General features: G+C 45.6%; 22 protein-coding genes. 10 read left to right on the top strand and 12 right to left on the bottom strand.

Translation table 11 applies throughout. The features are described 5' to 3' along the window. The first annotated feature begins 128 nt into the window (after positions 1 to 128). The gene (locus tag BB427_RS00110; protein ID WP_069018573.1) at positions 129 to 1,283 is read left to right on the top strand and encodes a chorismate mutase; all 1,155 of its coding nucleotides are present in this window, start codon (positions 129 to 131) and stop codon (positions 1,281 to 1,283) included. A 315-nt stretch (positions 1,284 to 1,598) separates the two neighbouring features. On the opposite strand, the gene BB427_RS00105 is transcribed toward BB427_RS00110, so the two are convergent. Beyond that, a complete protein-coding gene (locus tag BB427_RS00105) occupies positions 1,599 to 4,439 on the bottom strand; it encodes a discoidin domain-containing protein (RefSeq protein WP_069018572.1) in 2,841 nt (946 codons plus the stop codon). A gap of 144 nt (positions 4,440 to 4,583) precedes the next feature. Beyond that, positions 4,584 to 7,568 (bottom strand): TonB-dependent receptor, encoded by a 2,985-nt coding sequence (locus BB427_RS00100; protein WP_069018571.1) that lies wholly within the window; start codon positions 7,566 to 7,568, stop codon positions 4,584 to 4,586. A 384-nt stretch (positions 7,569 to 7,952) separates the two neighbouring features. On the opposite strand from BB427_RS00100, the gene BB427_RS00095 reads away from it, so the two are divergent. Beyond that, positions 7,953 to 8,699, top strand: a complete 747-nt coding sequence (locus BB427_RS00095) for a copper homeostasis protein CutC (RefSeq protein WP_069018570.1) — start codon at positions 7,953 to 7,955, stop codon at positions 8,697 to 8,699. Continuing rightward, on the top strand, positions 8,696 to 9,556 hold the full coding sequence (locus BB427_RS00090) for a BadF/BadG/BcrA/BcrD ATPase family protein (protein WP_069018569.1): 861 nt from the start codon (positions 8,696 to 8,698) through the stop codon (positions 9,554 to 9,556). Before BB427_RS00095 ends, BB427_RS00090 begins: the two co-directional genes overlap by 4 nt. Here the strand turns inward: BB427_RS00090 and BB427_RS00085 are convergent. Continuing rightward, the gene (locus tag BB427_RS00085; protein ID WP_069018568.1) at positions 9,536 to 10,270 is read right to left on the bottom strand and encodes an AraC family transcriptional regulator; all 735 of its coding nucleotides are present in this window, start codon (positions 10,268 to 10,270) and stop codon (positions 9,536 to 9,538) included. The two genes, BB427_RS00090 and BB427_RS00085, sit on opposite strands and share 21 nt — an antisense overlap. 157 nt (positions 10,271 to 10,427) lie before the next feature. On the opposite strand from BB427_RS00085, the gene BB427_RS00080 reads away from it, so the two are divergent. The 7 genes from BB427_RS00080 (at position 10,428) to BB427_RS00050 (ending at position 17,989) form a co-directional block, all read left to right on the top strand. Beyond that, entirely contained in the window at positions 10,428 to 11,588 is a 1,161-nt protein-coding gene (locus BB427_RS00080) for a Gfo/Idh/MocA family protein (RefSeq protein ID WP_069018567.1), read from the top strand. A gap of 7 nt (positions 11,589 to 11,595) precedes the next feature. Continuing rightward, on the top strand, positions 11,596 to 12,651 hold the full coding sequence (locus BB427_RS00075; protein WP_010606700.1) for a sugar phosphate isomerase/epimerase family protein: 1,056 nt from the start codon (positions 11,596 to 11,598) through the stop codon (positions 12,649 to 12,651). Positions 12,652 to 12,665: 14 nt separating this feature from the next. Beyond that, positions 12,666 to 13,883 carry an MFS transporter gene (locus BB427_RS00070; protein ID WP_069018566.1) on the top strand — a complete coding sequence of 406 codons (1,218 nt, stop codon included), beginning with the start codon at positions 12,666 to 12,668 and terminating at the stop codon, positions 13,881 to 13,883. A 53-nt stretch (positions 13,884 to 13,936) separates the two neighbouring features. Further along, positions 13,937 to 14,632: a 3-keto-disaccharide hydrolase gene (locus BB427_RS00065; protein ID WP_069018565.1), complete on the top strand. Its 696-nt coding sequence runs from the start codon at positions 13,937 to 13,939 to the stop codon at positions 14,630 to 14,632. A gap of 2 nt (positions 14,633 to 14,634) precedes the next feature. Next, positions 14,635 to 16,314, top strand: coding sequence for a GMC family oxidoreductase (locus BB427_RS00060; RefSeq protein WP_010371072.1), 1,680 nt, complete (start codon positions 14,635 to 14,637; stop codon positions 16,312 to 16,314). After that, the gene (locus BB427_RS00055) at positions 16,314 to 17,063 is read left to right on the top strand and encodes a gluconate 2-dehydrogenase subunit 3 family protein (protein ID WP_069018564.1); all 750 of its coding nucleotides are present in this window, start codon (positions 16,314 to 16,316) and stop codon (positions 17,061 to 17,063) included. The genes BB427_RS00060 and BB427_RS00055 overlap by 1 nt, the downstream gene beginning before the upstream one ends. 68 nt (positions 17,064 to 17,131) lie before the next feature. Beyond that, positions 17,132 to 17,989 (top strand): sugar phosphate isomerase/epimerase family protein, encoded by an 858-nt coding sequence (locus tag BB427_RS00050; protein ID WP_069018563.1) that lies wholly within the window; start codon positions 17,132 to 17,134, stop codon positions 17,987 to 17,989. A 206-nt stretch (positions 17,990 to 18,195) separates the two neighbouring features. Here BB427_RS00050 and BB427_RS00045 read toward each other — a convergent pair whose 3' ends face one another. The 9 genes from BB427_RS00045 to BB427_RS00005 all read right to left on the bottom strand — a co-directional run bounded on the left by BB427_RS00045 (position 18,196) and on the right by BB427_RS00005 (position 24,936). Further along, positions 18,196 to 18,825 (bottom strand): penicillin-insensitive murein endopeptidase, encoded by a 630-nt coding sequence (locus tag BB427_RS00045; RefSeq protein WP_368072332.1) that lies wholly within the window; start codon positions 18,823 to 18,825, stop codon positions 18,196 to 18,198. A 453-nt stretch (positions 18,826 to 19,278) separates the two neighbouring features. Beyond that, entirely contained in the window at positions 19,279 to 19,548 is a 270-nt protein-coding gene (locus BB427_RS00040; protein ID WP_069018561.1) for a Txe/YoeB family addiction module toxin, read from the bottom strand. Further along, a complete protein-coding gene (locus tag BB427_RS00035; RefSeq protein ID WP_069018560.1) occupies positions 19,541 to 19,795 on the bottom strand; it encodes a type II toxin-antitoxin system Phd/YefM family antitoxin in 255 nt (84 codons plus the stop codon). Before BB427_RS00035 ends, BB427_RS00040 begins: the two co-directional genes overlap by 8 nt. Before the next feature lie 410 nt (positions 19,796 to 20,205). Beyond that, the gene (gene tyrA, locus BB427_RS00030; protein ID WP_045989966.1) at positions 20,206 to 21,354 is read right to left on the bottom strand and encodes a bifunctional chorismate mutase/prephenate dehydrogenase; all 1,149 of its coding nucleotides are present in this window, start codon (positions 21,352 to 21,354) and stop codon (positions 20,206 to 20,208) included. A gap of 211 nt (positions 21,355 to 21,565) precedes the next feature. Continuing rightward, positions 21,566 to 21,925 (bottom strand): 50S ribosomal protein L19, encoded by a 360-nt coding sequence (gene rplS, locus BB427_RS00025; RefSeq protein ID WP_010371056.1) that lies wholly within the window; start codon positions 21,923 to 21,925, stop codon positions 21,566 to 21,568. Between the two features lie 33 nt (positions 21,926 to 21,958). Beyond that, on the bottom strand, positions 21,959 to 22,726 hold the full coding sequence (trmD, locus tag BB427_RS00020; RefSeq protein ID WP_045989965.1) for a tRNA (guanosine(37)-N1)-methyltransferase TrmD: 768 nt from the start codon (positions 22,724 to 22,726) through the stop codon (positions 21,959 to 21,961). Further along, positions 22,726 to 23,259, bottom strand: a complete 534-nt coding sequence (gene rimM, locus BB427_RS00015; RefSeq protein ID WP_010371053.1) for a ribosome maturation factor RimM — start codon at positions 23,257 to 23,259, stop codon at positions 22,726 to 22,728. The genes trmD and rimM overlap by 1 nt, the downstream gene beginning before the upstream one ends. 17 nt (positions 23,260 to 23,276) lie before the next feature. Then, entirely contained in the window at positions 23,277 to 23,525 is a 249-nt protein-coding gene (gene rpsP, locus BB427_RS00010) for a 30S ribosomal protein S16 (RefSeq protein ID WP_010371051.1), read from the bottom strand. 187 nt (positions 23,526 to 23,712) lie between these two features. Beyond that, the gene (locus BB427_RS00005; protein ID WP_069018559.1) at positions 23,713 to 24,936 is read right to left on the bottom strand and encodes a lipase family protein; all 1,224 of its coding nucleotides are present in this window, start codon (positions 24,934 to 24,936) and stop codon (positions 23,713 to 23,715) included. Positions 24,937 to 25,310 lie beyond the last annotated feature (374 nt).

The following is a 25,310-nucleotide window of genomic DNA, read 5'->3' as shown; positions in this document are numbered from 1 at the left end:
AACAGCAACACATATTTCTTTTTTAGCTTCTTTAGGTGAAGAGGCTTGACTGTTCGCGAGTGAAAAAGAATAGCTAAGCCTCCCAACTTCGGGAGGCTTTTTTTTTGGCTAAATGGGAGTGAGGACCTATGACACAAAATACATTAGATGCCCTTAGGCATGATATCAATGAGATAGATTCGGAATTACTGATTTTACTGGCAAAGCGACGTCGCATTAGTCATGGCGTGCTGGAATATAAGATTGCCAACAACAAACCTATCCGTGATGAAGCACGTGAGCAGGCACTGCTGGAGAAACTGATCCGATATGGTAAATCTCTGGGTCTTGATGCCTTTTATATAAACAGCGTTTTCCAAACTATCTTAGAAGACTCTGTATTAAACCAGCAAGCCATGCTGCAAAAGAACTTAAACCCCGATGCAGTAGGTGATACACACCGCGTTGCCTACTTGGGTGGACAAGGCTCTTATAGCCAGCTTGCTTGTCATAAATACTTCAGCCGTCGTCCCGGTAAGCTTGTGGAAATGGGTTGCCAAAGCTTTGAGCAAATCACCGAGCAGGTAGAGAAAGGTCAAGCGGACTTTGGTATCTTACCTATTGAAAATACCAGTTCAGGCAGTATCAACGAAGTATTTGATTTATTACAACATGCGCAAGTATCTATTGTGGGCGAAGTAACGCATACCGTAGAGCATTGCCTCCTAGCTTTGCCAGACACAGAATTACAAGCGATCGACAAAATTTATGCGCACCCCCAACCTTTTGCCCAGTGCAGCCGTTTTATTCAAGGTCTGGGGGATATTCAGCATGAAACTTGCGACTCGACCTCTAGTGCATTAAAAGAAGCAGGAGAGCACCCAAACAGTGCCGCGATTGGCTCTGCACAAGCAGGTAAGAATATGGGTCTAGAAGTGGTGAAGTCTGGCCTTGCGAATCAGACCGAAAACCATAGCCGCTTTATTGTAGTAGCAAGAAAAGCACTTCAAGTGTCTACTCAAATCCCAACCAAAACCAGTTTAATTATGGCCACTAAACAGCAAGTAGGCTCACTTGCTGACGCGCTGATGGTATTTAAACAGCACAATATCAATATGGTTAAGCTAGAGTCACGCCCAGTACCTGGTAACCCTTGGGAAGAAGTCTTTTATGTAGATTTGCTTGCCAATATTGCAGACTCACAAGTCCAAGCAGCACTTGAAGAATTAAAAGATCATACCCAGTTTGTACGCTTACTGGGCTGCTACCAAAGCGAGTCTTTGCAAGCCGTAGATGTATTATAATCCCAATTTGACTCAATACTTGCTCAATTTGAGGAATTAAATCTGACGCTAGCTGCGTTAAAAATTTCTCATTTAGAGCAACTAAATAGCAAAATTTTTGCCTTGCCTACACGGAGGTAGGTACCTTGGCGATAGCAGGACGCGGTAGCGGGGCTATCGACAAGATTTTCTTGCCTCAAAATAGGCCACTTAATTAAGTAAATTGGCATAATCAATCATACTAAGTCACTCTCATTGAGACAAATAAAAAGCCAGAGCGCAAATTGCATTCTGGCTTTTTTTGGTTGAGATTTGTTTAACCTTAGGTTATTTAGGCTATTCGCCGCTAAGACCAAGGAGCTCGATTTCTGAGATCTGTACTAGGCCATCGTTATTCGCATTTTTGCTAATATTTAGACGATAACTGCTATAGGCAAAAGCATTAGAGAAAGTAAACGCTCTTCGTTGTAAGCGCTCATCCCAGCTCTCACCCACCCAAACCGCGACTTCTGTCCACGTCTCACCGCCATCATTAGAACCCAGTAACTGGAAATTTTCGGGATCGCGCTCTGGAGCATCATTCGCACTTGTGATTGCCAAACCACTCACAATCTGTGGCGCAGTAAAATCAGCTTGGATCCAAGATGGTGATTCCTCTGTTGGCGGGCCTTGCCACTCATTGTGATCTAACCATTTTGTCTCGATATCATTATCAAACGCCTTTTGTTCACTTTCCGCATCTCCAATACGATTACGCGCGGTAAAGCTTGTTCCAGCCAAGTCAGACAAATCTTCAAGTGCATACTGAGGTCCGGCGAGTTCAATTTCAGCTATTTGCACTAATCCATCATTATTCGCATTTTTACTGATAGACAAGCGATAATGTGTGTAAGCCAAGCCATTAGCAAACGCAAAGGCACGACGTTCAAAACGTGATTCAAACGACTCCCCTACCCAAGTATTTAATACTTGCCACACTTCCCCATCGTGAGATGCTAAAAATTGGAAGTTTTCAGGGTCACGCTCTGGCGCATCATTGGCGCTGGTAATGTACAAAGTATTTACCGCTTGCGCTTGCGGCAAGCTAACTTGAATCCAAGCTGGATTTTCAACAGTGGGAGGCCCCTGCCAATCGTTGTGATCGAGCCATTTAGTCTCAACATTTTTATCAAATGCTTGCGCTGCACCTTCTGAATCACTAATGCTAAATCGCGCCGAGTAACTCGCACCTTGTACTTGTGCATGATCTAATCCAGAGATTTCTGGACCGATTAATTCAATCTCAGCAAGCTGCATCAAGCCATCATTATTTTTGTTCTTGGTTATCTCAAGACGATAGCTTTGGTATGGCAATTGATTCGCTACCGCAAAGCTTTGGCGCTCCCCTCGCGCTTTAAAAGACTCACCAACCCAATTACTCAACTGCTGCCATGTAACCCCGTTATCGTTAGAGCCTAACAAAGCAAAGTTCTCAGGATCTCGCTCTGGTGCATCATTGGCGCTCGTTATCGCAAGCTGATTAACCGCCACAGCCTCATTAAAATCTACTTGGATCCATGAAGGCACTTCGACGGTAGGTGGGCCTTGCCAATCATTATGATCTAGCCACTTAGTGGTTGGGTCGTTATCAAATGCCTTATCTTGGTTTTCCGCCTCACCGATACTGTTGCTTGCCGTGACCGCAAACGTCTCAGTATCAGTATGGTCAACGCTCGGATAAACCGGCCCGACAAATTGAATTTCTCCAATTTGCAGTAAGCCATCGTTATTTTTGTTCTTTGTCACTGCAATTCGGTAGCTTGTATACTTTTGCGCATTACCAAATACAAAGCCTTGACGTTCAAAGCGCGCTTCAAACGACGCCCCAACCACATTACCCAAATTAACCCAACTCGCACCCTCATCATTAGAAGCTAGTAAAGAGAAGTTTTCAGGGTCTCGCTCTGGGGCATCATTAGCACTGGTAATGTAAACACCGCTAATTGCTTGTTGAGTGGGAAAATCCACCTGGATCCAAGATGGCGCTTCCTCAGTAGGTGGCCCCTGCCAGTCATTGTGGTCAAGCCATTTAGTTTGTGGATCGCCATCAAATGCTTTGTCTGCACTCTCAGCATCACCAATAGCATTTCTTGCTGTGATAGTGGCACCTGATGTCACGACTTGCTGCATGGGTCCCGTGGATACCGGCTCATCAAATAATGGTAACGCTAAGTCCATAATACTATCGGCACTGAGGCCTAGCTGCGCAGTGAATGGGTGAGCTTGAAGCGCGTTGTAAATTGGCAATCGAAGCGCTTCAAGTGCAACTTCATCACCGCCAAGTGCGGCGCTAAGATTGCTAGCAGAGTTGCTTAAGACGCCTTGCAAAGAGCCTTGCTCATCAAACTGGGCAAATGCAGCATTGAATAGAGAAAGCTTTTGCACACTCTCGGAAACATACGTCATCTCGCAATTTTGCTCACCAGAGTCAGAGGTTGTGCAAGTTTCCCCTAATTCAAAATTCGTTAATTGATCGGCGCTAACCACAGGTAACTCAAAAACATTGGTGTTCCCGGTTTGCCAGCCAAGGGCCCGAAGCAATAACGCAGACATCTCCACTTTTGCCAATGCCATTAATTCGGGCGTAGAGACATTACGCCCCTCAGCAATTTGCTGCTCCACCAGCATGGTTGCTAGTGTCGTCAAGGCGTTGATTTGTAAGGTCGCATCAGCACTGCCATCGGCGTTTGAACCAAACGGTACGGCGACATGACTTAAGGTAGCCAAAGTCACACCAGCAATATACTCGCCACTTACCTGCTCCCCAATTCCTACAGAACCACAGCGACTGGCGTCGCAGCGCATCTGCGAGCCTTCGCTCGTTGTGGCGGTCACTTTAATGGTGGAATTAATGCCAAACCCGGCTTTACCCGTCAGTTCAATAAACAACTCCCCCGATTGACTGGTTGCCGAGTTCTCATCCATCATCATGCTAGAGCCATTGAGCGCCGTCACCGAAATGCGGGCTTGGCTCAACGTGCCTTTTATCACTGAACCCGATACTTCTGCCGTCGTCACAGCAGGGGTTACTGGCACTTCTTCAACTTTTGGGTCATCGCTCCCGCCGCCACATGCAGCCAATAAACTGCTAACGGCAATGAGCGGGATCGCATTTCTTATTTTATTTAACGTTTTCATATTTATCCCTTCTTACATATCAACCAACTCGTGTGACTAGGTTGATATAAACGCACCACAAGCAGGTGATAAGCCGTGATATTGTTTCTCGTTGTACTGACACGACTTCACCCTGTTTGCATTACTTTATGGTTATCGCCAAAGTTAAAATCGATAGGTGATCCCGGCATAGTAGCGCTGCCCGGTGTAGCTGCTGCTGCGCAATCTCGCTTTAGAATCTTCACCATAAAAGGTTCTCGGTTCTTCTTTGGTTAAGTTGATCACAGACGCGGTTAGGATCAGGTTTTCCATCAAGTTATATGAAGCGTTCACATCAACTTGTTGGTATGGTTCCTGATATACAGTGAGCCCGTCAGCAAGCCCCAAAGCGGTTTCTCCTCGGCGGTTATATGATGCTCTGACACTAAAGGTGTCATTCTCGTAATAGGCGGAGAAGTTAAATTGATTATCGGCACTGCCAACAAGCGCAGACTCACCGACCTTTTCACCGTCTACGCTAATGTCTGCCTGATTGGTATCGTTTAGGGTGTAGTTAACGTTGAGACCAAAGCCATTGTCGAATGCATGTTGTGCAAACAGCTCTATTCCCCGAGAGGTTGCATTTGTACCATTGGCGGTGGTGGTAAACGGCGTGACGGTAATATCACCCGGCGGTACAATTTCAACACCGGTAAAAGGGTTATCAAAGCCCTCAAACGGCCTTACTGAGGTAATAATCAAGGGCACGATAAAGTTATCTACGTCTTTGTTGAACACCGCAATGCCAACCGCAGATCCTTCGTCATAATAATACTCCGCAGATAAATCCATCTGTACCGATTCAAATGGTTTTAGCGCTTTGTTACCACCTGAGCCACGCCATCCTGGCTCCACAGGGTTGCCTCTAAACTCAAGCCTGTCGTCTGCCCATTCTTGAGAGATAAAGGTCAGCTGCTCTGGCGCACCCATGTCGTTGAACGGAGCTCGAGACATCGTTTTGGCGATAGCACCACGTATAACAAGATTGTCGCTGGCATCCCAGACAATATTGAAACTAGGTAGAAATTGCGAGTCAGTTACGGTACGCACGGTGGTGGTTTCAACGTCAATAAGGCGCTCATCACCTAAAATATCCTCTTCGGTGACATCATCAATGTCATCTAAAAAGTAGTTAATTTTATCCGATGACATAATCTGCGTTTCAGTCTCGACATAGCGTACCCCGATGTTTCCTCTAAAATCTCCAAAAGAAAAATCGGCCTGTAGATAGGCGGCCATGATCTCTTCTTCTATGTCGAACACAAAATCAGGCTCACGGCGCGTGTGCTTAACATATTCACTGGTCACGATTTCGCGGTATCGATCCCAATTGATCGTGGGCATCGCATTTACTTCAAAACCGCCTGGGATATTTTGTTCAGACGTTGCGTTCAAAATATCCTCCAGTTTTGGCATACCACCAATCCACTGATAAGACACCTCATCAATGGCACCTTGACTGAATGGATCAAGCTCGCCACTGGCAATTCTGTCAGCCCCATCTTGAGTGATGAAGAAGGTGTTGTTGGTTTCGCGATGCAGTGTCGCTTTACGATATTTAGCACCGACACGCAGCGTATCAACGATGCCGTACCCGACGCGATAATCAAGGTCTAACTGAGCATAGTCCTCTTCTAAGTCACTGACGACAAAGCTTGAACCTGTCGACCCCGGATCGGGATCGCCGGCAATACCAGCCTGAAGGTTAGACAACAAAGCGGGATCGGCGTACAGCGACACTCTGTCACCTAATCGCCACCCTGCAAATGAAGCGGCGTTTTCAACCTGCCCGGAATCGCTGCGACTCGCAGGTTGGCCGCTTTTATACGCCGCACTCCAAGATTCTGAAGGGCCACCGCTGGCTTCAGTGTGACCAAATTTACCGCGTAAGTCATATAAGTCACCGGCATACTCAAAGGCGAAGTCGTAGGTATCCGAGGTATCTTTTTCTACCGTATAACTACCAATGATCCAAGGAAATTCAAGATTCCCTTCAGTGCCACCAGCGCCACTGGTAAAGTCCATGCCAGTCACAATCGTACCGGTTTCGTCTAGAGTAATACCGGTAAGATAATCTGGGTTGTACTTCCATTCTGGGATCCACATTTGCGACGTGGTGCGATTTTGCCCAAGCTCAAAATGAAAATGATTGAATGTTAAAGATAAATCATCTATTGGACGCCATTGAATGGTGGCTTGTAACCCCTGACGTTCACGTTTTTCTTTGGTTACCCCAACACCTGCAACTTGCGGTGCCCAAACACCATCATAAACGTTACCATAAGCATCTTCTAACGCTGCAAATCGGCGTGTACTATCAGCAATCACATTGCCCGCCGTGTCCGTTGCTGGCAAGTCTGAACTTGTTGCCCAACGCCAACCGCCACCGCCCGACATATCACCGCCTAAAGAGCGGTTGGTGCGGTCTTGTTTGGTATAACCAACTAGCAAGCCAAAAGTTTCTTCTTCGTTCTTCCAAGAATAAACGCCGCTAAAATTAGGCTCGTACTCTTCAGTCACATCAGCGTAAGTATATTCAACATTTAACGCCCCAGAATTTGCCTCCATATCCAGTGGTTTACGGCTGTGTAGAATAACCGTGCCGCCGACCCCTCCTTCATCTAAACGCGCTTCAGAAGACTTAAAGACTTCAACCGATTGCACCATGGTAGAAGGCAACAAAGAGTAACTAAAAGAGCGCGACGGCGAGCCCGGAGAAGAAGCGATAAAATTGCCGTTTAACTGCGTAAAAGTAAGATCAGAAGAAAGGCCACGAATACTGACGTTTTCCCCTTCCCCGCCACTACGAGAAATCACCACACCGGGTACGCGTTGCAGTGAATCCGCCACATTTTTATCGGGAAACTTGCCGATGTCTTCTGCTGTAATGGCATCCACAATCGCGTTTGATAAACGCTTAATCGCCAAGTTTTCGGCCATAGATGCGCGGATCCCGCGCACCTCAATCGTTTCGATTTCCTGCGCTTCCTCTTTTTCGGTTTCTTCAGCCATTGCCCAGTTAGTAGCTGATAACATAGCGAGGACCAGTGCAGACTTGCTAAATTGCCGTGACCTTCCTGTCACATGGCGTCTGTTATTATTATTGGCCATTCCTATCTCCAAGTTTTTTATAATTTGTAAAGCCACGACGTCCCTTGCTGCTCCATGACGCATGACTTTGTGACGACCCTTTTTTGTTTCCCTATAGGGGTTAATGGTTTGTGAAACACTCGTTCAGAATAGGAGCGCTCTACAAAAAGTGATAATAGAATTTCGGTTTGCACTAAGACAAAATCGGCGTTTAGGTCAAAAAAAGATCCAATTTCAATTTCCTTGGTTTATAGTCTGATTAACATAAAAACTCATTATTAGTTTCTATATTAGGCAATTTAAAAACGTTCCAAACATGTGTAACCAAATGTTTTTATTGAACTAATTAAATATTCAAAACCAAGCATTTTAAACTTTAAAATTATTCAACTTCAAGAGTGAAATATGAATTCGGCAAACTATTCAGGTAAAAACTTGGAAATATGCCTCAGCAGCGATAATCCTCATTTGTTGCAGCGAAATGCACAAATTGCTTTTGCATCTGGGGCAACAAGGATAGAACTCTGTAGTGTACTGAGTTGCGGTGGCTTGACCCCAAACCCGACGGCGATAGCGGCAGTAGCCCAGTATTTACCAAGCTTTGGCGAATGTATTGTGATGTTACGCCAAGCACCGCATTTTTTTATTGATGACGCCATGCTATATCAGTTACAAAAAGGGATAGATGGCATTGCTTGCGCTGGCGCAACTGGTATTGCGCTTGGTTTTATCGACGACAATCAAGAGATAGCGACTGACCATTGTCGAGCACTCATTGCCACGGCAAAATCCTTAGGCCTTTCTGTCACCTTTCATCGCGCCTTTGACGCCGCTGCAAACTGGCAGCAGGCAGCCGAGACGCTGCTAGAGTTAGGCGTTGAGCGGGTCTTAACCACCGGCAATACATGGCAAAGTGGCAAAGGCGCAGCGTTTGGTACCAGTCAGCTCATTGCCTTACTGAAAAAACTCAATGCTGAAATCGAAGTTGTGATCGGTGGAGGGGTCAACACGATAAACGCAGCGGATCTTTGGCTTTTAAGTGAATTTGGTCCACTCTCTCTACATACTCACTCTGGCGTGCACCATGGCGATGAAGTTTGCCCAAGGCTAGTTAATGCAATACTCACCGGATCAGAAAAGGCAATACAATGACAGCATCGAAGCTATTTTTAGGGATTGATGGTGGCGGGACGAAATGTAAAGTCCGCCTCGAGGATCAACATGGACAGCTCCTTGCCGAGGCCACCAGCGGCCCTGCAAACATAGCAACATCAATACATCAGGCCCAAGAGTCAATGTTGAGCGCAACAATGACAGCGCTGACAAATGCAAAAATCCCCCACCACGACATTGCTAACATCAGTGCTTTTGCAGGACTTGCCGGCGCGAATGTCACGACGACTTGTGAGGCGATGCAGCAATGGCGTTCCCCTTTTGCACGTTTTCAATTTTCAACCGATGCACACATTGCTTGCCTTGGTGCGCATCAACACGAAGATGGCGGTGTAATCATTCTTGGCACCGGATTTTGCGCGGGTCTGGTGACGCATGGACAATTTAGGGAGTTCGGCGGCCACGGATTATTACTCAGTGATGGTGCAAGTGGCAGTTGGATCGGTTTGAGTTTAGTGAAACATGCCATCGAGGTGCTTGATACACTGTCCCCTAGCAGTCTGATGATTGAGTCGTTTTTGGCTGCCATGAATTGCCACAGTACCGAACAGCTAGTCAAACTCACGCTAAACGCCACTCCCCAGTATTTTGCCCAGTTTGCTCAACATGTTTTTGCTACGCCAAACGATCCCTATGCCGAGCAGATCTTAAGTAGCGCGGCACAGTTTATTGAGCGTTATGTCCGTCATTTGCAGAGCTTAGGGGCACAGAAAGTCGCGCTAGTTGGGGGCATTGCTAAGCCTATTCGTCCATGGTTAGCTGCCGAATACGAAAATGCGCTGGTAACACCAGCATTATCACCAGAAGTCGCAGCGTTAACGCTCGCTCGACGTTAACTCTTTACGTAATTGCGACGGGATTTCACCAAATAAACGACGAAACTGCTTGCTAAAATAACTTGGCTCTGAAAAGCCACACTGATAAGCGACTTGTGATACTGGTAAGCGTGTTTCGACCAATAATTTACGGGCATTTTCCAATCTCACTTCGTTGATAAATTGATTCGGGGTTTTGGCTAAATGCTTCTTAAATCTGCGTTCCAGTGCGCTTACCGACAGGTGAGCAAGTTCCGCCAATTCTTCGATACAAATATGACGATGGTAATGCGCCCGAATAAATTCAACGGGCGCTTCAATGGCTCTTACGTGAGACAACGCCTTTGACGTTTTCGCTAGATGTCGCGTAACACCATAAGTGCCCATAATCGCATTTTCGCCGTCAAGTAACACTTTTTTTGACGTGGAAAACCATGCCAATTCCCCATTTTCGGTTTGATTGAGTTCTAATCTATCCGTTACGATAAAGCCTTCCATCACTCGTTTATCATCGTTAACGTATTGGAATGCCAAGTGTTGCGGTGAAAAGTCAAAATCGGTTTTCAGTAAGATTTGATCTAGGGTTTTATAGCCCTGATGTTCAACAAAGTGTTGGTTCGCATGCACTATTCTACTTTTTGTGTCTTTGACCCAAAAGAGGATGTCCGGGATCAGATCAAATGCTGCAATCAATTGATTTACGCCAGCTTTATTCAATATTGTTTGCTCTTCCATTGCCCTATTTACCGCCTTTTTATAATTATAATAATTTATTTTAAACGCCGATTTTGTTGCATTGTCAACCGAATTTTTATTATCACTTTGGCGCCTCTGTTACCTATTATCAATAACATCAGATTAACTTACCTCGATAACTCGACGGAGCTAAACGATGGATAATAACAAAATCCGCATGGCCATGATCGGTGGTGGAGAAGGCGCTTTCATAGGTGCAGTGCACCGCATAGCCGCGCGTTTAGATGGTCAAATTGAACTTGTTGCAGGCGCATTTAGCGCCGATCCAAACAAAAGCCTCGCAATGGGCCAGCAACTCGGGCTTAACCCAGCACGTTGCTATGCCAGCTACCAAGCACTCTTACAACAAGAAGCGGAACTGCCAGAGTCGGAGCGCATCCACTTTGTTGCCATCGTGACCCCAAACCATTTGCATTTTCCGATTGCCACTGCCGCGATCGAACACGGCTTTCACGTCTTGAGTGATAAGCCTGCAACGCTCAATTTATCTGAGGCTCTACGTCTACAAACACAGCTTCAAAAGAGCAATTGCTTGTACGGATTAACACACACCTATACCGGCTACCCAATGGTGAAAGAAGCACGCCACCGCATCGCAAACGGCGAACTTGGCAAAGTACGCAAAGTCGTCGTTGAATACAGTCAAGGATGGCTTGCAAGTGCTGATGACGAAAACAGCAAGCAAGCCAGCTGGCGGCTAGATGCAAGCAAGTCTGGCGTGAGTTGTTGTATGGGCGATATCGGTGTACACGCAGCGAACCTTGCCGAATATGTGAGTGGCTTGGAGATAGAAGCGCTTTGTGCGGATTTAAACACGGTTGTGTCCGGCCGACAGCTCGACGATGACGGCACAGTGTTACTGCGCTTTGGCAACGGTGCAAAGGGCGTATTGATGGCAAGCCAAATAGCCCTTGGCGAAGAAAATAATCTCACCTTAAAAATCTATGGTGACAAAGCCAGTATCGAATGGTCGCAAATGGAACCTAATAGTTTGTGGTTACGTGCGGCAAATGCTCCAGCTCAGTTGATCCGCACAGGAGTGGGCTCACTTAGCCAAGCAGCCATTAGCGCAACTCGTGTGCCAGCAGGTCACCCTGAGGGGTATCTGGAAGCATTTGCAAATATCTACCTTAACTTCGCCAACCTTATTCGTGCACACCAGCAGCAAGCCAATGTGCAACACGAAGAATTTGACGTGCCAAGTATTAACGCTGCAGTCCGTGGCATGGCATTTATTGAAAACGCGGTAGCAGCTAGTGCAAAAGACACTAAGTGGCACCCCTTTACTATTGGATAAAATAAGAATGAAGCAAATTAAAGGACCCGCTATTTTTCTCGCGCAGTTTGTCTCAGACGAGGCGCCATTTAACAATTTTAATAGTATTTGCCAGTGGGCAAGTAGCCTAGGTTATAAAGGTATTCAGCTACCAAGTTGGGAACAGCGACTGTTCGATCTGCAAAAAGCCGCTGAAAGCCAAGATTATTGCGACGAGATCACTGGTATTGCCGCAGAGCATGGCCTTACTATTTCAGAGCTATCAACCCATTTGCAGGGTCAATTAGTGGCGGTGCACCCAGCTTATGACCAAATGTTTGACGGCTTTGCACCAGCAAAAGTGCATGGCTCTCCTCAGGCTCGAATGGAGTGGGCAACAGAGCAACTAATGCTAGCGGCCAGTGCCAGCGCTAAGCTTGGGCTAACCAGTCACGCAAGCTTTTCTGGCGCCTTGCTCTGGCATACCTTTTACCCGTGGCCACAACGTCCAAATGGCTTAGTGGAACAAGGGTTTGAGGAGCTCGCAAAACGCTGGTTGCCTATTTTAAACCGCTTTGACGAGGTTGGCGTGGATGTCTGCTATGAGCTTCACCCGGGTGAAGATCTACACGATGGCGTGACTTTTGAACGCTTTTTAGCGGCGACGAATAATCACCCGCGAGCCAATATTCTTTACGATCCAAGTCACTTTGTTTTACAGCAATTGGACTACTTGGCATTTATCGACATCTATCATGAACGTATCAAAGCGTTCCATGTAAAAGATGCCGAGTTTATCCCCAATGGCCGCTGCGGTGTTTACGGCGGATACCAAGGATGGCAACAACGGCCAGGACGGTTTCGTTCATTAGGTGACGGACAGGTCGACTTTAAGAAAATATTTAGTAAGTTAACACAGTACGGTTTTGATGGTTGGGCTGTATTGGAATGGGAATGCTGTATTAAGCACCCTGAAGATGGGGCCAAAGAAGGTGCTGAATTTATCAAACAGCACTTGATAAGACCAACCGAAAAAGCCTTCGATGATTTTGCAGGAAGTAGCACCGATACCGAACGCAATAATCAAATCCTCGGCATAAAATAAACAGGACTACGACCATGAATAATAATAATCATAATCGGACCGTGTTTCAGCTCTGTTGCCTTGCACTGGTCGTCACATCGATGACGTTCGCTATTCGCGCAGGCATTTTGGGGCAATTAGGTGAGCAATTTGGGCTCTCAGATACGGAGCTTGGTTGGGTTAATGCCATGGCATTTCTGGGCTTTCCCGTCGCAACCATGTTAGGTGGCGCAATCTACAACGCCATTGGCGCCAAAAAGTTAGTTGCCCTCGCCTTTATTTGCCACTTTGCAGGGTTGGTTTTAACCATTACCGCTGACGGTTTTTGGTTACTGCTGATCTCGACATTTTTAATCGGCTTTGCGAATGGTTCAGTGGAAGCTGGCTGTAATCCACTGATTGCCGAAATGTATCCGAAAAACACCACGACCATGCTCAACCGATTTCATGTCTGGTTTCCAGGCGGCATTGTGATTGGTGCATTGGCATCGAATGCCATGACTGCATCGGGCTTTAATTGGCAATGGCAAGTTGCTTTGATATTAATTCCAACGCTGATTTACGGTGCGATGATGATCAAGTCACAGTTTCCTGAATTTGACCGCACAGATCATTCCACCACCAGCAATCTCAAGCACTTGTTTTCTCCGCTCTACCTATTTTTAATTTGCTGTATGACCTTAACAGCAACAACCGAACTTGGTACACAACAGTGGATTGAACGCATACTGGGAGCGTCAGGCGCCTCTCCTATGATGATCCTCGCACTGATCACAGGCTTGATGGCATTAGGTCGCTTCTTTGCCGGCCCAATAGTCCACCGCTTTAACCCGACAGGCGTGTTACTCGGCTCTGCAGTATTGGCAACCGCGGGTATTTTCATGATGAGCCAAGCACAAGGGTCAGCAATCTACGTGGCTGCAATATTATTTGCCTTGGGTGTCACTTATTTTTGGCCAACCATGCTGGGCTGCGTTGCTGAATACACCCCAAAAACAGGCGCACTTGGTATGTCTTTAATGGGCGGTGCGGGAATGTTCGCTGTCAGCATGTGGAATCCAGTAATTGGTAGTTGGATTGATTCGGCGCGACTCGAAGCCCAAGCGGCGAACTTAACCGCGCAGCAATCAGAACTAGTTGCAGGTCAAGCGGTGCTTGAAAATATTCTGTTATTCCCGGCCATTCTCATTGCCGCTTTTATCGGCCTTTACCTTTATATCAATAAAAATAAACGCGTTGAGAAATACGCGTAATACCCTTTGTATTAAGTAGCAACAAGTAAAAAGTGAACAGACGAGGTTCCAATATGCTCAACTCTATAAAAATACTAACGCTGGCATTAGCCGTTAGTTGTGCGGCTTGCGCTAGTACAACTGACAACCAATTGAGCCCGCAAGAACAACAAGCTGGATGGCAACTGCTATTCGATGGCAAAGATATGTCGCAATGGCGCAACTTTAAAAGTGACGGCCTAAATAGCCAGTGGCAAGTTGAGGACGGCGCGATGACACTTACCCAAGGTGGTGGCGGCGATATTCTGACCAAAAAACAGTATCAGAATTTTGAGCTCCAGCTCGATTGGAAGATTTCTAAAAAAGGCAACAGTGGGATCTTTGTATTGGCGGATGAAAAAGGCGGTGCAATTTACTCCCACGCCCCAGAAATCCAAATTCTAGATAACAAAGAACACCCAGACAATAAAATAGACTCTCACCTTGCAGGTTCTATTTATGACCTGTTCGCCGCACCAAGTACGGCACATAAACCTGCTGAAGTTTGGAACCAAGTTCGCATTAAGCTACAAGATAGCCACCTACAAGTTTGGCAAAATGGTGTAAGCACGACGAGTATCGTGATTGGCAGCACCACTTGGAATGCTTTGGTTAAGAACAGTAAATTTGCGACATGGCAAGGGTTTGCTGAAGGTAAAAAAGGCCACATCGGCCTGCAAGATCACGGCGACAAAGTCTGGTTCAAAAACATTAAGATCAAGGAGCTATAACCATGGCAACATTTGATCATAAAGTATTGGTCGTTGGCTCAGGTGCCGGTGGCGCAATGGCCGCTTATACACTCACTAAGCTAGGCCACAAAGTTTTATTGCTAGAAGCTGGCAGAAATTACGACCCAAAAACAGAAAGCCCGATGTTCCGCCGCAATAGCGAAGCCCCACTCATGGGCGCTGGTAATAAGGATAAGAACTTTGGGTTTTACGACGCGACGATTGATGGCGGTTGGCAGGTGCCAGATGAACCATACACACGCGCTGAAAACACCGATTTTTATTGGTGGCGTGCACGTATGCTCGGTGGCCGCACCAACCACTGGGGTCGCTACTCGCTACGTTTTAGTGAGCACGACTTTAAGGGCAAAAGCCGCGATGGACATGGCGCTGATTGGCCGTTTGAATATCAAGACATTGCGCCTTGGTATGACAAAACAGAAGAAATAGTCGGGATCTGCGGTACCAATACCGGCTTGGATGACATGCCCCCTTCTGCGCCTGGCGTGTTACAGCCACCACCGACGCCAAGAGTACCCGAATTACTGGTTGCAGCGGCCGCGAAAAAAATGGGGATCCCAGCGGTTCCAATGCACAGAGCTGTACTGACTCGTAATAAAGACGACCGCTTAGCGTGTTTTTACGCCACGCCTTGTGGCCACGGCTGTTCAATAGGCGCGGCATTCCAAACCACAACCTCGCTTATTCCGATGGCCAAAGCGACAGGAAACCTTGAAGTGATCACCGATGCCATGGTGAAGTCGGTCGCGGTGAATGAAGATGGCAAAGTAACTGGTGTGACTTACGTCGATAAAAAGTCTGCGCAAGAACATGCACTCAATGCAGATGTGGTGATTTTGGCGGCCAGCGCCTGTGAATCTGCTCGTATTCTGCTTAACTCCAAACATGCAAAGCATCCCAAGGGACTTGCAAACTCAAGTGGTCAGGTAGGTCGTAATCTAATGGACTCTACCGGCGCTTGGCTTGGTGCACAAATCCCTGCGTTAAAAGGTCGCCCACGTTATAACGAAGACGGCCATACCGGGAACCACCTTTTTATTCCCTGGTGGGGACACAAAGCCCATGAGAAAGGTGAGCTTAATTTCCCGCGTGGCTATCACTTTGAAATTAGCAGCGGCTTTAATCAACCGGGCTCTGGTGTATCTGGCAATAAACAAGGTTATGGTCCCAAGTTAAAGCAACAAGTGCGTGACGCTTATGGTTCCTATGTTGGATTTGCACTGCGTGGAGAAATGCTACCGAACAAAGATTCTTACATGGAAATTGACGAAAACGTCAAAGATAAATGGGGGATCCCGGTTGCTAAGTTCCATTTCAAATGGTCTGACAGAGAGCTCAAGCAAATCGAGCATGGCCTCAAAACCGCGAAACAGATCCTTGAGAACATGGGTGCCAAAGTCGGCGAGCTACCGCCTGCGGAAAAAGCCATTTCAAAAGGCGGTGAGATCATTCATGAGGTCGGCACGACGAGAATGGGCAGCTCACCAAAAGAATCGGTAACGAATCAGTGGGGCCAAACATGGGACTGTGACAATCTATTTGTGATGGATGCCGGTGTCTTTGCGTCTAACCCCCATAAAAATTGCACCTTAACCATTATGACCTTAGCGATGCGAAACTCCACCTGGTTGGCAGCACAAATTGATAAAGGAGCGCTGTGATGAATACACCTGATCGCGTTGATTCTTATAAATATATTTCAGGCATGACACGTCGCGAGTCATTAAAGTGGTTAGGCTTGCTTGCTGCTGGATCTGCGGTGACACTCACCGCTGGTTGCAGTAAGGCCATTGAAGGTGAAACGGCTGCAGCTGGGCACTGGCCAGATATTGAAATAAAGCCAGTTAGCGCTCAAGGGTATGGCACCGATCCAAACATGATCATGCCGCCAGAATCACCTTGGCCGCTCACCCTCACCGAAGCGCAGCTCACGTTAGTTGCAGTACTAGCTGATTTTATTGTGCCAAAGGAAGGAAATCATCCATCGGCTTCTGAAGTACAAGTACCGAGTGTGATCGATGAATGGGTAAGCGCACCGTATCACGGACAACAAAAAGACAGAGTGACAATACTCCATGCGCTTGCTTGGATTGACGATGAGTCGACTTTGCGCTTTAAAAAGCCATTTATACAACTTAGCGCAACGCAGCAAAGTAAGATTATGGATGATATTGCTTATTTTAATGCACAAACACCAGAGCAATTTCAGCGTATAGGTAAAGCATTCTTGCGCTTTAAAGATCTCGTTCTCGGCGCTTACTTCTGCACACCTGAGGGCTGTCAAGACATTGGTTATCTGGGCAATGTACCAATTGCAGGTGATTATCCAGGGCCTACTGCCGAAGCCAAGGCGCATCTAGATGGCGTACTCGCAGAGCTTGGGCTGAGCCAGTATGCGTACAGCGACTAACCCTTGAGTCATTTTGTTATGACTAACCGAAGCAGAGTCTAGCTCTGCTTTTTCTTTAGGAGTAGATCATGTTTGTTGAAAACACCAACCGATTAAAGCAAGTAATGCTGTTCATTGCTTTAATTTTTATCTCGCCACTCTATGCACAGCCTTCCCTTCAACCTTCGCCCGTTAGCGTTCAACTGTGGTCGGTAAAAGATGAATTGGCAAGAGACTTCGACGGCACCTTGCAAGCACTCGCCAACATGGGATTTGATGGCGTTGAATTTGCGGGAAACTTTGGCAACTATGCCGATAACCCAAGTAAACTAAAACAAAGACTAGCAGAGCTCGGTTTAGTTGCGAGCAGCGCCCACATCGGCTTTGACGCATTAGCTGAAGAAAAACGAGCAAGCACCCTACTTTTTTACAAAACCTTAGGCGTATCCACGCTCTTTATTCCTTGGGATGAAAGGGCATGGGATAAAAACCAAGTGCAAGCATTTGTAAAACAGCTTAACCAAGTGCACCAAATTGCCAAGCGCTATGATATGAAGATCGGATTTCATAATCATGAAAAGGAATTTAACCCATACGCTAATAGCACGTTTTGGGATTATATCGCCACCAACACCCCTAGCGACTTCCCACTGCAGCTCGATGTCGGCTGGGTGATTTACGCAGGTAAATCACCCAGCGATTATGTTAAGCGATATGTAGGAAGAACCGTATCGACACATATCAAAATACGTACTCACCAAGGAGATGACAAAAGCCCAATCATTGGCGAAAACCACTACCCTTGGAAAGCGCTCATCCAGACCATGCAGCAACACGGCGGCACACAGTGGCTGGTCATCGAACAAGAAGAATACCCAAGCGGCCTAACACCACTAGAGAGCGTCGCCCACTCAAAAGCGAATTTAGATAAGATATTGGGTAAGTAACAAGCGGGAGTATGTTTATCTGAAATAGCTAATTATCGCTGTCAGGTTTGATCTTTTGGGTTAATCAAACCTGATATTTGGAATAGTGCGAGAGTGGAAAATGGTAACGACGGCCACAGCAGCTGGCAAAGCTGACGATTTTTGTGCAGCGAAGCGCACAAAGAGTGACTAGTTTTATAGTACGTTACTGACCCGTGTTAGCACTGTTATTTGCACGGTATAGCAAAATCAACATGGTAGTGTTCATCATGCCTGACCCAAGACCGTTTTTTGGAAAATTGGATATTATCCTTCAAATACTGCGCATACTTCGTTTTGTATAAATTTGGCTGTAACTTCGGGTCAAAGATCACTCGCCATAAATCATGTCCATGTGCCTTGGCTTGTTTGTGCAAAGCTACAACATGAGCTGCAATGGCTTCGTAATCTATGTACATACCATCATAATGGCCGTTAACATCAAACTCGATGTTGTAACCCAACTTATTTAAGACATTTGTGGGCAAATGAATAGATTTCCCATTCTTGTCCTTTACAGGTGTCATAAAATCAACCGAAAGTCCATTTCTATGAGTTTTATGAGGTTTGAATTGCCCTCCATCCTTAAATCCTGTTTCTGCGTATTTGTAGACTTTCGTTGGCTGTTCATTCTCCAAGTCTTTATATGCAGATACTATGATATTTCTTACTTCTGAATGAACGTAGGTACGACCAGCCAATCTTGCCATCATGCTGTAGCTTACATAGTTTTTTCCTTCGGATGGAAGTTTCACTCCATTAGTAAGGCTGCCATTGGAAGTAGTCCCAAAGCATGCACTGGTTTGTGCCAAAGCCATCAGCGGAAACGAAAATGTAATTATTAGAAGGTACTTCATATTCATGCGGTGCTAACAGCCCATTAGCTTGAATTCTCGAGCATCTCACTTATTCACAAGTAAAAAACAACAGTTATCAAGCTAACTTTATTTAGTAATTTTAGTAACTTATCAGTCAAAGATTATAATTTCAACACGCAAATCACCTGCTACACGCAAGGAATCACCTATCTGAACCATCGATTGGCCCGCTAAGAACAAATTACATCTAGATAACGTGTTAACAATGCTCAATTTTATATGTTGCTGGTTATTTGTCGCCATAAATGACGACCTACGTAAGAAAGTGTGAGCAACGCTAGCACTTTATCTAACCCATTGTGCCGTAAACACTAAAGCTACATCAAACCGAAAATGCCAAGCGTTTGTTAGTTCACCTTTTGCATCTTGTAGATGCCAGATCGCTGAACTGATTTAGTAGTGGTAACGACACGAAATTATCGTTATCGCTTGATCGTCGAGCGCGTAAACAAGTCTGTTAGTATCATCAATACGACGAGACCAAAAACCAGATAAGTTCTCTTTCAACGCCTCTGGTTTCCCGATGCCCTCAAATGGAGAGCGCTTAACATCATTGATTAGTTTATTGATGCGCTTAAGTGTTTTCTTGTCTTGAGTTTGCCAATATAGGTAGTCATCCCAAGCGTCATCAGTCCACGCCAATAAACGTTGACTACTACTCATCAATTAACTCTCGTGCTGTTGTTTTACCAGCGCGGTACTGTGCTATTGAACGGTTTAGGTGTTCAGCGTTTTGAGGAGAGCGTAGTAAATGCACTGTTTCCATAAGGCTATTGTAGTAGTCTAAAGACATAACCACTGCATCCTCAGAATCACGCCGTGTTATAATTGTTGTATCAGCATCATTAACTACACCGTCTAAAACAGCTTTGAGACTATTTCTAGCTTCAGTAAAAGATACGATTTTCATAAGAATCCCCACATGTACATTTAATGGAACAAGTATAGTATTCACTACCCTACTTGTACAGTAAGCTGAACATGTGATATTGATAAACCAACGTCCGATTAACGGGTAAAAATTGTGGGCCAAAATTGAGTGAAGTGAAAAGCTCAATAGCGTGAATTCTTGAATATCTCACTTATACACAAGTAAAAAACTAACAATTATCAAACTAACTTTATCTAATAATTTTAGTGACTTATCCGAGCCATTAATTGACTCGCCAAGCACACATTACATCTAGATAACGCGTTAACAATGCTCAATTTTATATGTCGCAAGTTATTTGTCGCCATAAATGGCGACCTACATAAAATCGTGGCGTAAAGCCTCCCACAACGCTATTTGCACTGTGATGCAGGAGACATACCTTAGCGCTAAATACTTTCCTCATAATCTAACACTTTAGCGTCATTGGCTTTGTTAAGCAGGCCACGGCTTTGTGATAGGAAGTGTTTCGCGCTTTCTGAGAAATAATGTTTGGCTTGTGAGAAAGATTGCATTAGGCCTTCTTTATCGCCTTGTTGTAGCTTGGTCAATGTCTGCTCAAAGGTATCTTGATAGCTTGCCAATAACCCTTCTACATCATTAAATTGCGCGAGCATAATATCTGAATAAAGTTCAGGGGATTGCGCAAATAGTCGCCCAACCATCATCAGCTCTAATTGGTAGATAGGCGATGAGCAGCTTCTTAGCTCTTTTAATGAATGGCACTGCTTAGATAAAAACTGCCCATACACAAACGTGGTTAAGTGGCGCATCACTTGGATGATCTGCATGGATTGGTCGTGTTTTTTAGCGTCCATGGGTACCAACTGGCTGCCCCAGATCTTTAGTTGTTTGATTAATCCTTCACATTGCTTTGGCATACGTCCTTCGCACACCACGACAGTTTGCTTAACCCAATGAGATATATCTGGACCAAACATAGGGTGTAGACCGACCACAGGGCCGTTGTGCTTGTTCATTAGTACTTTGAGCGGGGCTTGCTTCACAGAGGTAATATCTGCAAGAATACAGTCATCAGGCAGCGTTGGTAGCGCATTAACAACCTGCTCAAAGGCATTGATAGGAACGCTCACCAATACTAACTTAGCATCACTCAGTAGCTCAGTAGCCTGTGATTGATTGTCTTTGTCTAAAATACGTACTTCGTAGCCTGAGCGCCTAAACTGTTTCGCAAACAGTTTACCCATGGCGCCTTGGCCACCGACAATAACGACCGGCGACATTTTTGGTGCAGCACAGGCGAGTTCACTTTGTTGGTTTTCGTAGGCTTCTCGCATCATACGACGCAGAATATCTTCGACTAAATCAGGATTTACCCCTTTGGCATCAGCTTCTGCGCGCCGGGCTTTGATCAGCTCCGCTTCGCGCTTCGGCACATGTAGCGGTGCGCCCTTTTGCTGTTTTATTTTTCCAACCTGTTCGGTCAATGCTTTGCGCTTTGCAAGTAGCGCGACAAGCTCACTATCGCAATCATCTATTGCAACGCGTATTGCTTCTAAATCGTTAGCCCCATTCATGATGTAAACTTATATATACAGTAGTAAATTAAATAATACACCGAGTCTAACAAGAAGTGCGCCGCTTTAAAAGTAAGCAACCATGAAAATATCGTGACAAGACGCCTGATATGTCAGTGAGTATTCACAGAATGGAAATAATGAGAGGGATAAAACCAAAACAGGCCGCATAAAGCGGCCTGTTTTATCTGCATTTGATAAATGCGACGTATTAGTTAAGTTTCTCTTTAATACGTGCTGATTTACCAGAGCGCTCACGTAGGTAGTAAAGCTTAGCACGACGAACCGCACCACGACGCTTAACTGTTACGCTGCTGATAAGAGGGCTGTGCGTTTGGAATACACGCTCAACACCTTCACCGCTTGAAATCTTACGAACAGTGAAAGATGAGTGTAGACCACGGTTACGCTTAGCGATTACAACACCTTCAAAGGCCTGTAGACGCTCTTTTTCACCTTCTTTTACACGAACCTGTACTAGTACTGTATCACCAGCGCCAAATGCAGGTATGTCTTGCTTAAGCTGTTCAGCTTCAAGCTCTTTAATAATATTTTGGTTTACTTTTGCCATTTTATTTCTCACATTCCTAGGTGTAACTGTCTTCTAGCCACAAGCTTGGCCATTCTCTTGCTGAAATTCAGCAAGTAATGCCGCCTGCTCCTCAGTCAGAGCTAGGTTACGCAACAAGTCAGGACGACGTTGCCAAGTTCTACCCAAAGACTGCTTTAAGCGCCATTTGGCTATTTCTTGGTGGTTTCCGCTGAGTAATACAGCAGGCACCTGTTTATCATCCAATGTTTCCGGCCGGGTATAATGAGGACAATCTAACAAGCCATCCGAAAATGAATCTTGTTCAGCTGATTGGTTGTGACCTAGTACGCCAGGCACTAATCGCGCTACTGCATCAATTAATGTCATGGCAGGTAACTCACCACCGCTCAGTATAAAATCGCCGATGGACCACTCTTCGTCTATATAAGACTCGATGATCCGCTCATCAATACCTTCATAACGACCCGCTACTAAAATCAACTTTTCGGATTGCGCCAATTCAGTCGCACCTTGTTGATCTAGCTTTCGCCCTTGAGGGGACATATAAATTACTTTAGCGCCTTCTCCTGCTGCCGCTTTGGCATCAAGAATAGCTTTTTTAAGAGGCTCAACCATCATCAACATTCCTGGGCCACCACCATAAGGGCGATCATCCACGGTTCTATGTTTATCAGTGGTGTAGTCTCTTGGGTTCCAACAATTAAACTCAATCAAGCCGTTTTTCACAGCTCGACCCGTTACGCCTTGCTGAGTTATCGCATCAAACATGTCAGGAAAAAGTGAAACCACTCCAACCCATAGCTTTTGCTGATCGCTCATTAAAACGCTGGATCCCAATCTACCGTAATTTTTCTCTCGTCATGATTAATATCCGAAATAACAGAGTCTGTTAAAAATGGAATTAATCTTTCCGATTGGCCAAATGCATCTTTTTTGTTTGCTTTCACAACCAAAACGTCATTTGAACCAGTCTCCATCAAGTCATCAACTATGCCTAAGTCGTAGCCTTTATCGGTTACTACTGACATGCCGATGAGATCTCGCCAATAAAACTCCCCTTCAGGTAATTCAGGAAGCTGCTCAGCATAAACAGCGATTTCAGCATTGGTATAAGCCACTGCTTCGTCTCTGTCGTTTACCTGTGCAAATTTAGCGATATATCCCTTGTTGTGACGACGCCAGTCGCTCACTTCAAGGTTTTGCCATTTACCTTGTTGCCCTATCAACCATGGGCTGAAATCGAAGATCCCTTGGGGATCGTCAGTAAATGAATGCACCTTAAGCCAACCCTTGATGCCATAAGGAGCACCAAGCTTACCAACAACGATTGTCGAGGTTTTACTTTGACTCATGGTTACACTTACGCCTATTAAGCCGCTTTACGAGCGTCTTTAACCAGCTTCGCAACACGATCTGAAAGAGCTGCACCTTGACCTACCCAGTGATCAACACGAGATAAATCTAAACGTACTTTTTCTTCCTGACCTGCAGCGATAGGGTTAAAGAAACCTACCTTCTCGATGAAACGACCGTCACGCGAGAAACGGCTATCCGCAACCACGATTTGATAGAATGGACGCTTTTTAGCGCCGCCACGTTGCAAACGAATAGTTACCATACCGTCCTCTACATAGATTGACTGTTTTCATTAATAAGTTTGTACTTCCCATTACGGGAAGCTCGGGCATTTTACGCATTTTTCAGCGCAATGCAAGTTTGAATTAGATAAATGCCCAACAGCGACGCGATTGTCACCCTTGAGCACCTTGATAATAAACTAAAATGTGGCGTAGAAACGAATTCTGTTATTCCATTGGTTGCTGTAGCTTATCCATTTCTGCAATCAAAGTTTTTATCGCCTTCTGCTGCCCTTCAGCCGTGCTAACATCTCCTAATAAAGGTAATGTAGAGGACGTTGCTTCAACCTCAAGCTTACCGTGAACTCGTTCCCCCATACTCTCTATCGTTTGCTTGAGCTGCTCTCCAATTGCAGGCTCACTGAGCAGATGCTGTAGCCCTGCTTGCTGCGCAGGTATGGGGATTTGGAAGTACTCTAGATAGCTGTTTACATGTTGATATGCAGCTTGCTGTAAGAAATTCACAAAGTCAGAATTCTCTGAACTAATGATACTGGTATTGAGCTGCCCAGCAAATGGAGGGTCACTTGGTGCTAGTTGCGTGTAGTTTGTGCGATTGGCAAGTTCTTTTGCAAAATCAATTAAACCATCAACAATCCGGCTTGAAATTTCACTTCCATAAATTGTCTTAATCTCCTCCAAGCTACTTTCAGCCCACGCATGAGGAACGATATCTAAACTATTTGCAAAGCGCACACTCACCGCTTTATCGTCTGATAGGCTGCCATTTGGAAGCTGCTGATTAGAATGAGCGGCAAATACATCGTTGCCCGCTGTTGGGCCAGCCGTACCCATCGTTTTGACAGTGGCGTTACACGCAGGATCCCACAGTAGTGCTTTGCCTTGTAGATCTCGCAGCATCAAGGCGACAGTGGGAGCAAGCGCACCACCTTTGCTATGCCCCGCGACCGTAATGCCACAAGGCGACTTAGCCGTATCGCGTAAAAAGTGCATTAAAGGGATACCGCTGCCTGGGACATTCCCCTGCGGGATCATAACATTCAGCATCGCTAAACCTAATGCCGTAGCCGCTGAAATTTCGGCCCCTTTAACATTGGGAGCAAAAATCCATGGGGTTGTGATGGCAACATTAAAGTCTTGGAAAATCCAATCAAATAATGATTTACCATTAGTACCTGCTATTGCTACTATATATTGCTCAGTTCCACTCACCCGTGCAACGTACATCGTGTTAAATGCCTCACCGTTGGGCATCATTTGAGCATGAGGTCCCCATACTATGTCGACATCAATAAATGGTATTTCTTTTAATGAGTTGGAGATGGTGTGGTACAGAGACTCATCGCTGGCGCCTGGATTTTTAGAACCAGCATTTGCGAATATCTCCACGGCAAAAACGAGTTTTTCAATATCTGTTGGTTGATTTGACATGACTTGCTCCTTGTAGTGATAGACCACAAGCGCACACATAAAACGATAGACTTTTAGAATACTCACTATCGACAATCGCTGTTGTCGTAATACGCAGTGTAAGTCAACACTACCTGCCGCCGCTGTCGGTCTGCTTCATAAATGTAGAAAGAAACTCACGGGTGGCACTACTCTGCCACTGAACGCCACTCATTATAGCTCGATGGTTAACTGAGCTAAAACGACAGATTGAGGCTAGTCCAACGACTGAAGAGTGTCAAAAATATTTAGTACTTAACCTGAGGTTTGGATAAGGAATGTTCCAACTCATTGTTGCTAAAGCACAACTTAGTTTTTTCCTTGTCTAGCCAGCAAGATTTAGGGAAAACAAGGCG

The sequence above is a fragment of the Pseudoalteromonas sp. BMB genome, assembly GCF_001709235.1.
Classification (GTDB): Bacteria; Pseudomonadota; Gammaproteobacteria; order Enterobacterales; family Alteromonadaceae; genus Pseudoalteromonas; species Pseudoalteromonas maricaloris.
Note: the sequence above shows the minus strand (reverse complement) of the source record. Positions and strands in the feature narration are given on the sequence as shown.

Bases quoted from the DNA above. Each gene is read 5' to 3' on its own strand.
- BB427_RS00110 (WP_069018573.1), top strand. From the start codon at position 129: ATGACACAAAATACATTAGATGCCCTTAGGCATGATATCAATGAGATA.
- BB427_RS00105 (WP_069018572.1), bottom strand. From the start codon at position 4,439: ATGAAAACGTTAAATAAAATAAGAAATGCGATCCCGCTCATTGCCGTT.
- BB427_RS00100 (WP_069018571.1), bottom strand. From the start codon at position 7,568: ATGGCCAATAATAATAACAGACGCCATGTGACAGGAAGGTCACGGCAA.
- BB427_RS00095 (WP_069018570.1), top strand. From the start codon at position 7,953: ATGAATTCGGCAAACTATTCAGGTAAAAACTTGGAAATATGCCTCAGC.
- BB427_RS00090 (WP_069018569.1), top strand. From the start codon at position 8,696: ATGACAGCATCGAAGCTATTTTTAGGGATTGATGGTGGCGGGACGAAA.
- BB427_RS00085 (WP_069018568.1), bottom strand. From the start codon at position 10,270: ATGGAAGAGCAAACAATATTGAATAAAGCTGGCGTAAATCAATTGATT.
- BB427_RS00080 (WP_069018567.1), top strand. From the start codon at position 10,428: ATGGATAATAACAAAATCCGCATGGCCATGATCGGTGGTGGAGAAGGC.
- BB427_RS00075 (WP_010606700.1), top strand. From the start codon at position 11,596: ATGAAGCAAATTAAAGGACCCGCTATTTTTCTCGCGCAGTTTGTCTCA.
- BB427_RS00070 (WP_069018566.1), top strand. From the start codon at position 12,666: ATGAATAATAATAATCATAATCGGACCGTGTTTCAGCTCTGTTGCCTT.
- BB427_RS00065 (WP_069018565.1), top strand. From the start codon at position 13,937: ATGCTCAACTCTATAAAAATACTAACGCTGGCATTAGCCGTTAGTTGT.
- BB427_RS00060 (WP_010371072.1), top strand. From the start codon at position 14,635: ATGGCAACATTTGATCATAAAGTATTGGTCGTTGGCTCAGGTGCCGGT.
- BB427_RS00055 (WP_069018564.1), top strand. From the start codon at position 16,314: ATGAATACACCTGATCGCGTTGATTCTTATAAATATATTTCAGGCATG.
- BB427_RS00050 (WP_069018563.1), top strand. From the start codon at position 17,132: ATGTTTGTTGAAAACACCAACCGATTAAAGCAAGTAATGCTGTTCATT.
- BB427_RS00045 (WP_368072332.1), bottom strand. From the start codon at position 18,825: ATGGCTTTGGCACAAACCAGTGCATGCTTTGGGACTACTTCCAATGGC.
- BB427_RS00040 (WP_069018561.1), bottom strand. From the start codon at position 19,548: ATGAGTAGTAGTCAACGTTTATTGGCGTGGACTGATGACGCTTGGGAT.
- BB427_RS00035 (WP_069018560.1), bottom strand. From the start codon at position 19,795: ATGAAAATCGTATCTTTTACTGAAGCTAGAAATAGTCTCAAAGCTGTT.
- tyrA (WP_045989966.1), bottom strand. From the start codon at position 21,354: ATGAATGGGGCTAACGATTTAGAAGCAATACGCGTTGCAATAGATGAT.
- rplS (WP_010371056.1), bottom strand. From the start codon at position 21,925: ATGGCAAAAGTAAACCAAAATATTATTAAAGAGCTTGAAGCTGAACAG.
- trmD (WP_045989965.1), bottom strand. From the start codon at position 22,726: ATGAGCGATCAGCAAAAGCTATGGGTTGGAGTGGTTTCACTTTTTCCT.
- rimM (WP_010371053.1), bottom strand. From the start codon at position 23,259: ATGAGTCAAAGTAAAACCTCGACAATCGTTGTTGGTAAGCTTGGTGCT.
- rpsP (WP_010371051.1), bottom strand. From the start codon at position 23,525: ATGGTAACTATTCGTTTGCAACGTGGCGGCGCTAAAAAGCGTCCATTC.
- BB427_RS00005 (WP_069018559.1), bottom strand. From the start codon at position 24,936: ATGTCAAATCAACCAACAGATATTGAAAAACTCGTTTTTGCCGTGGAG.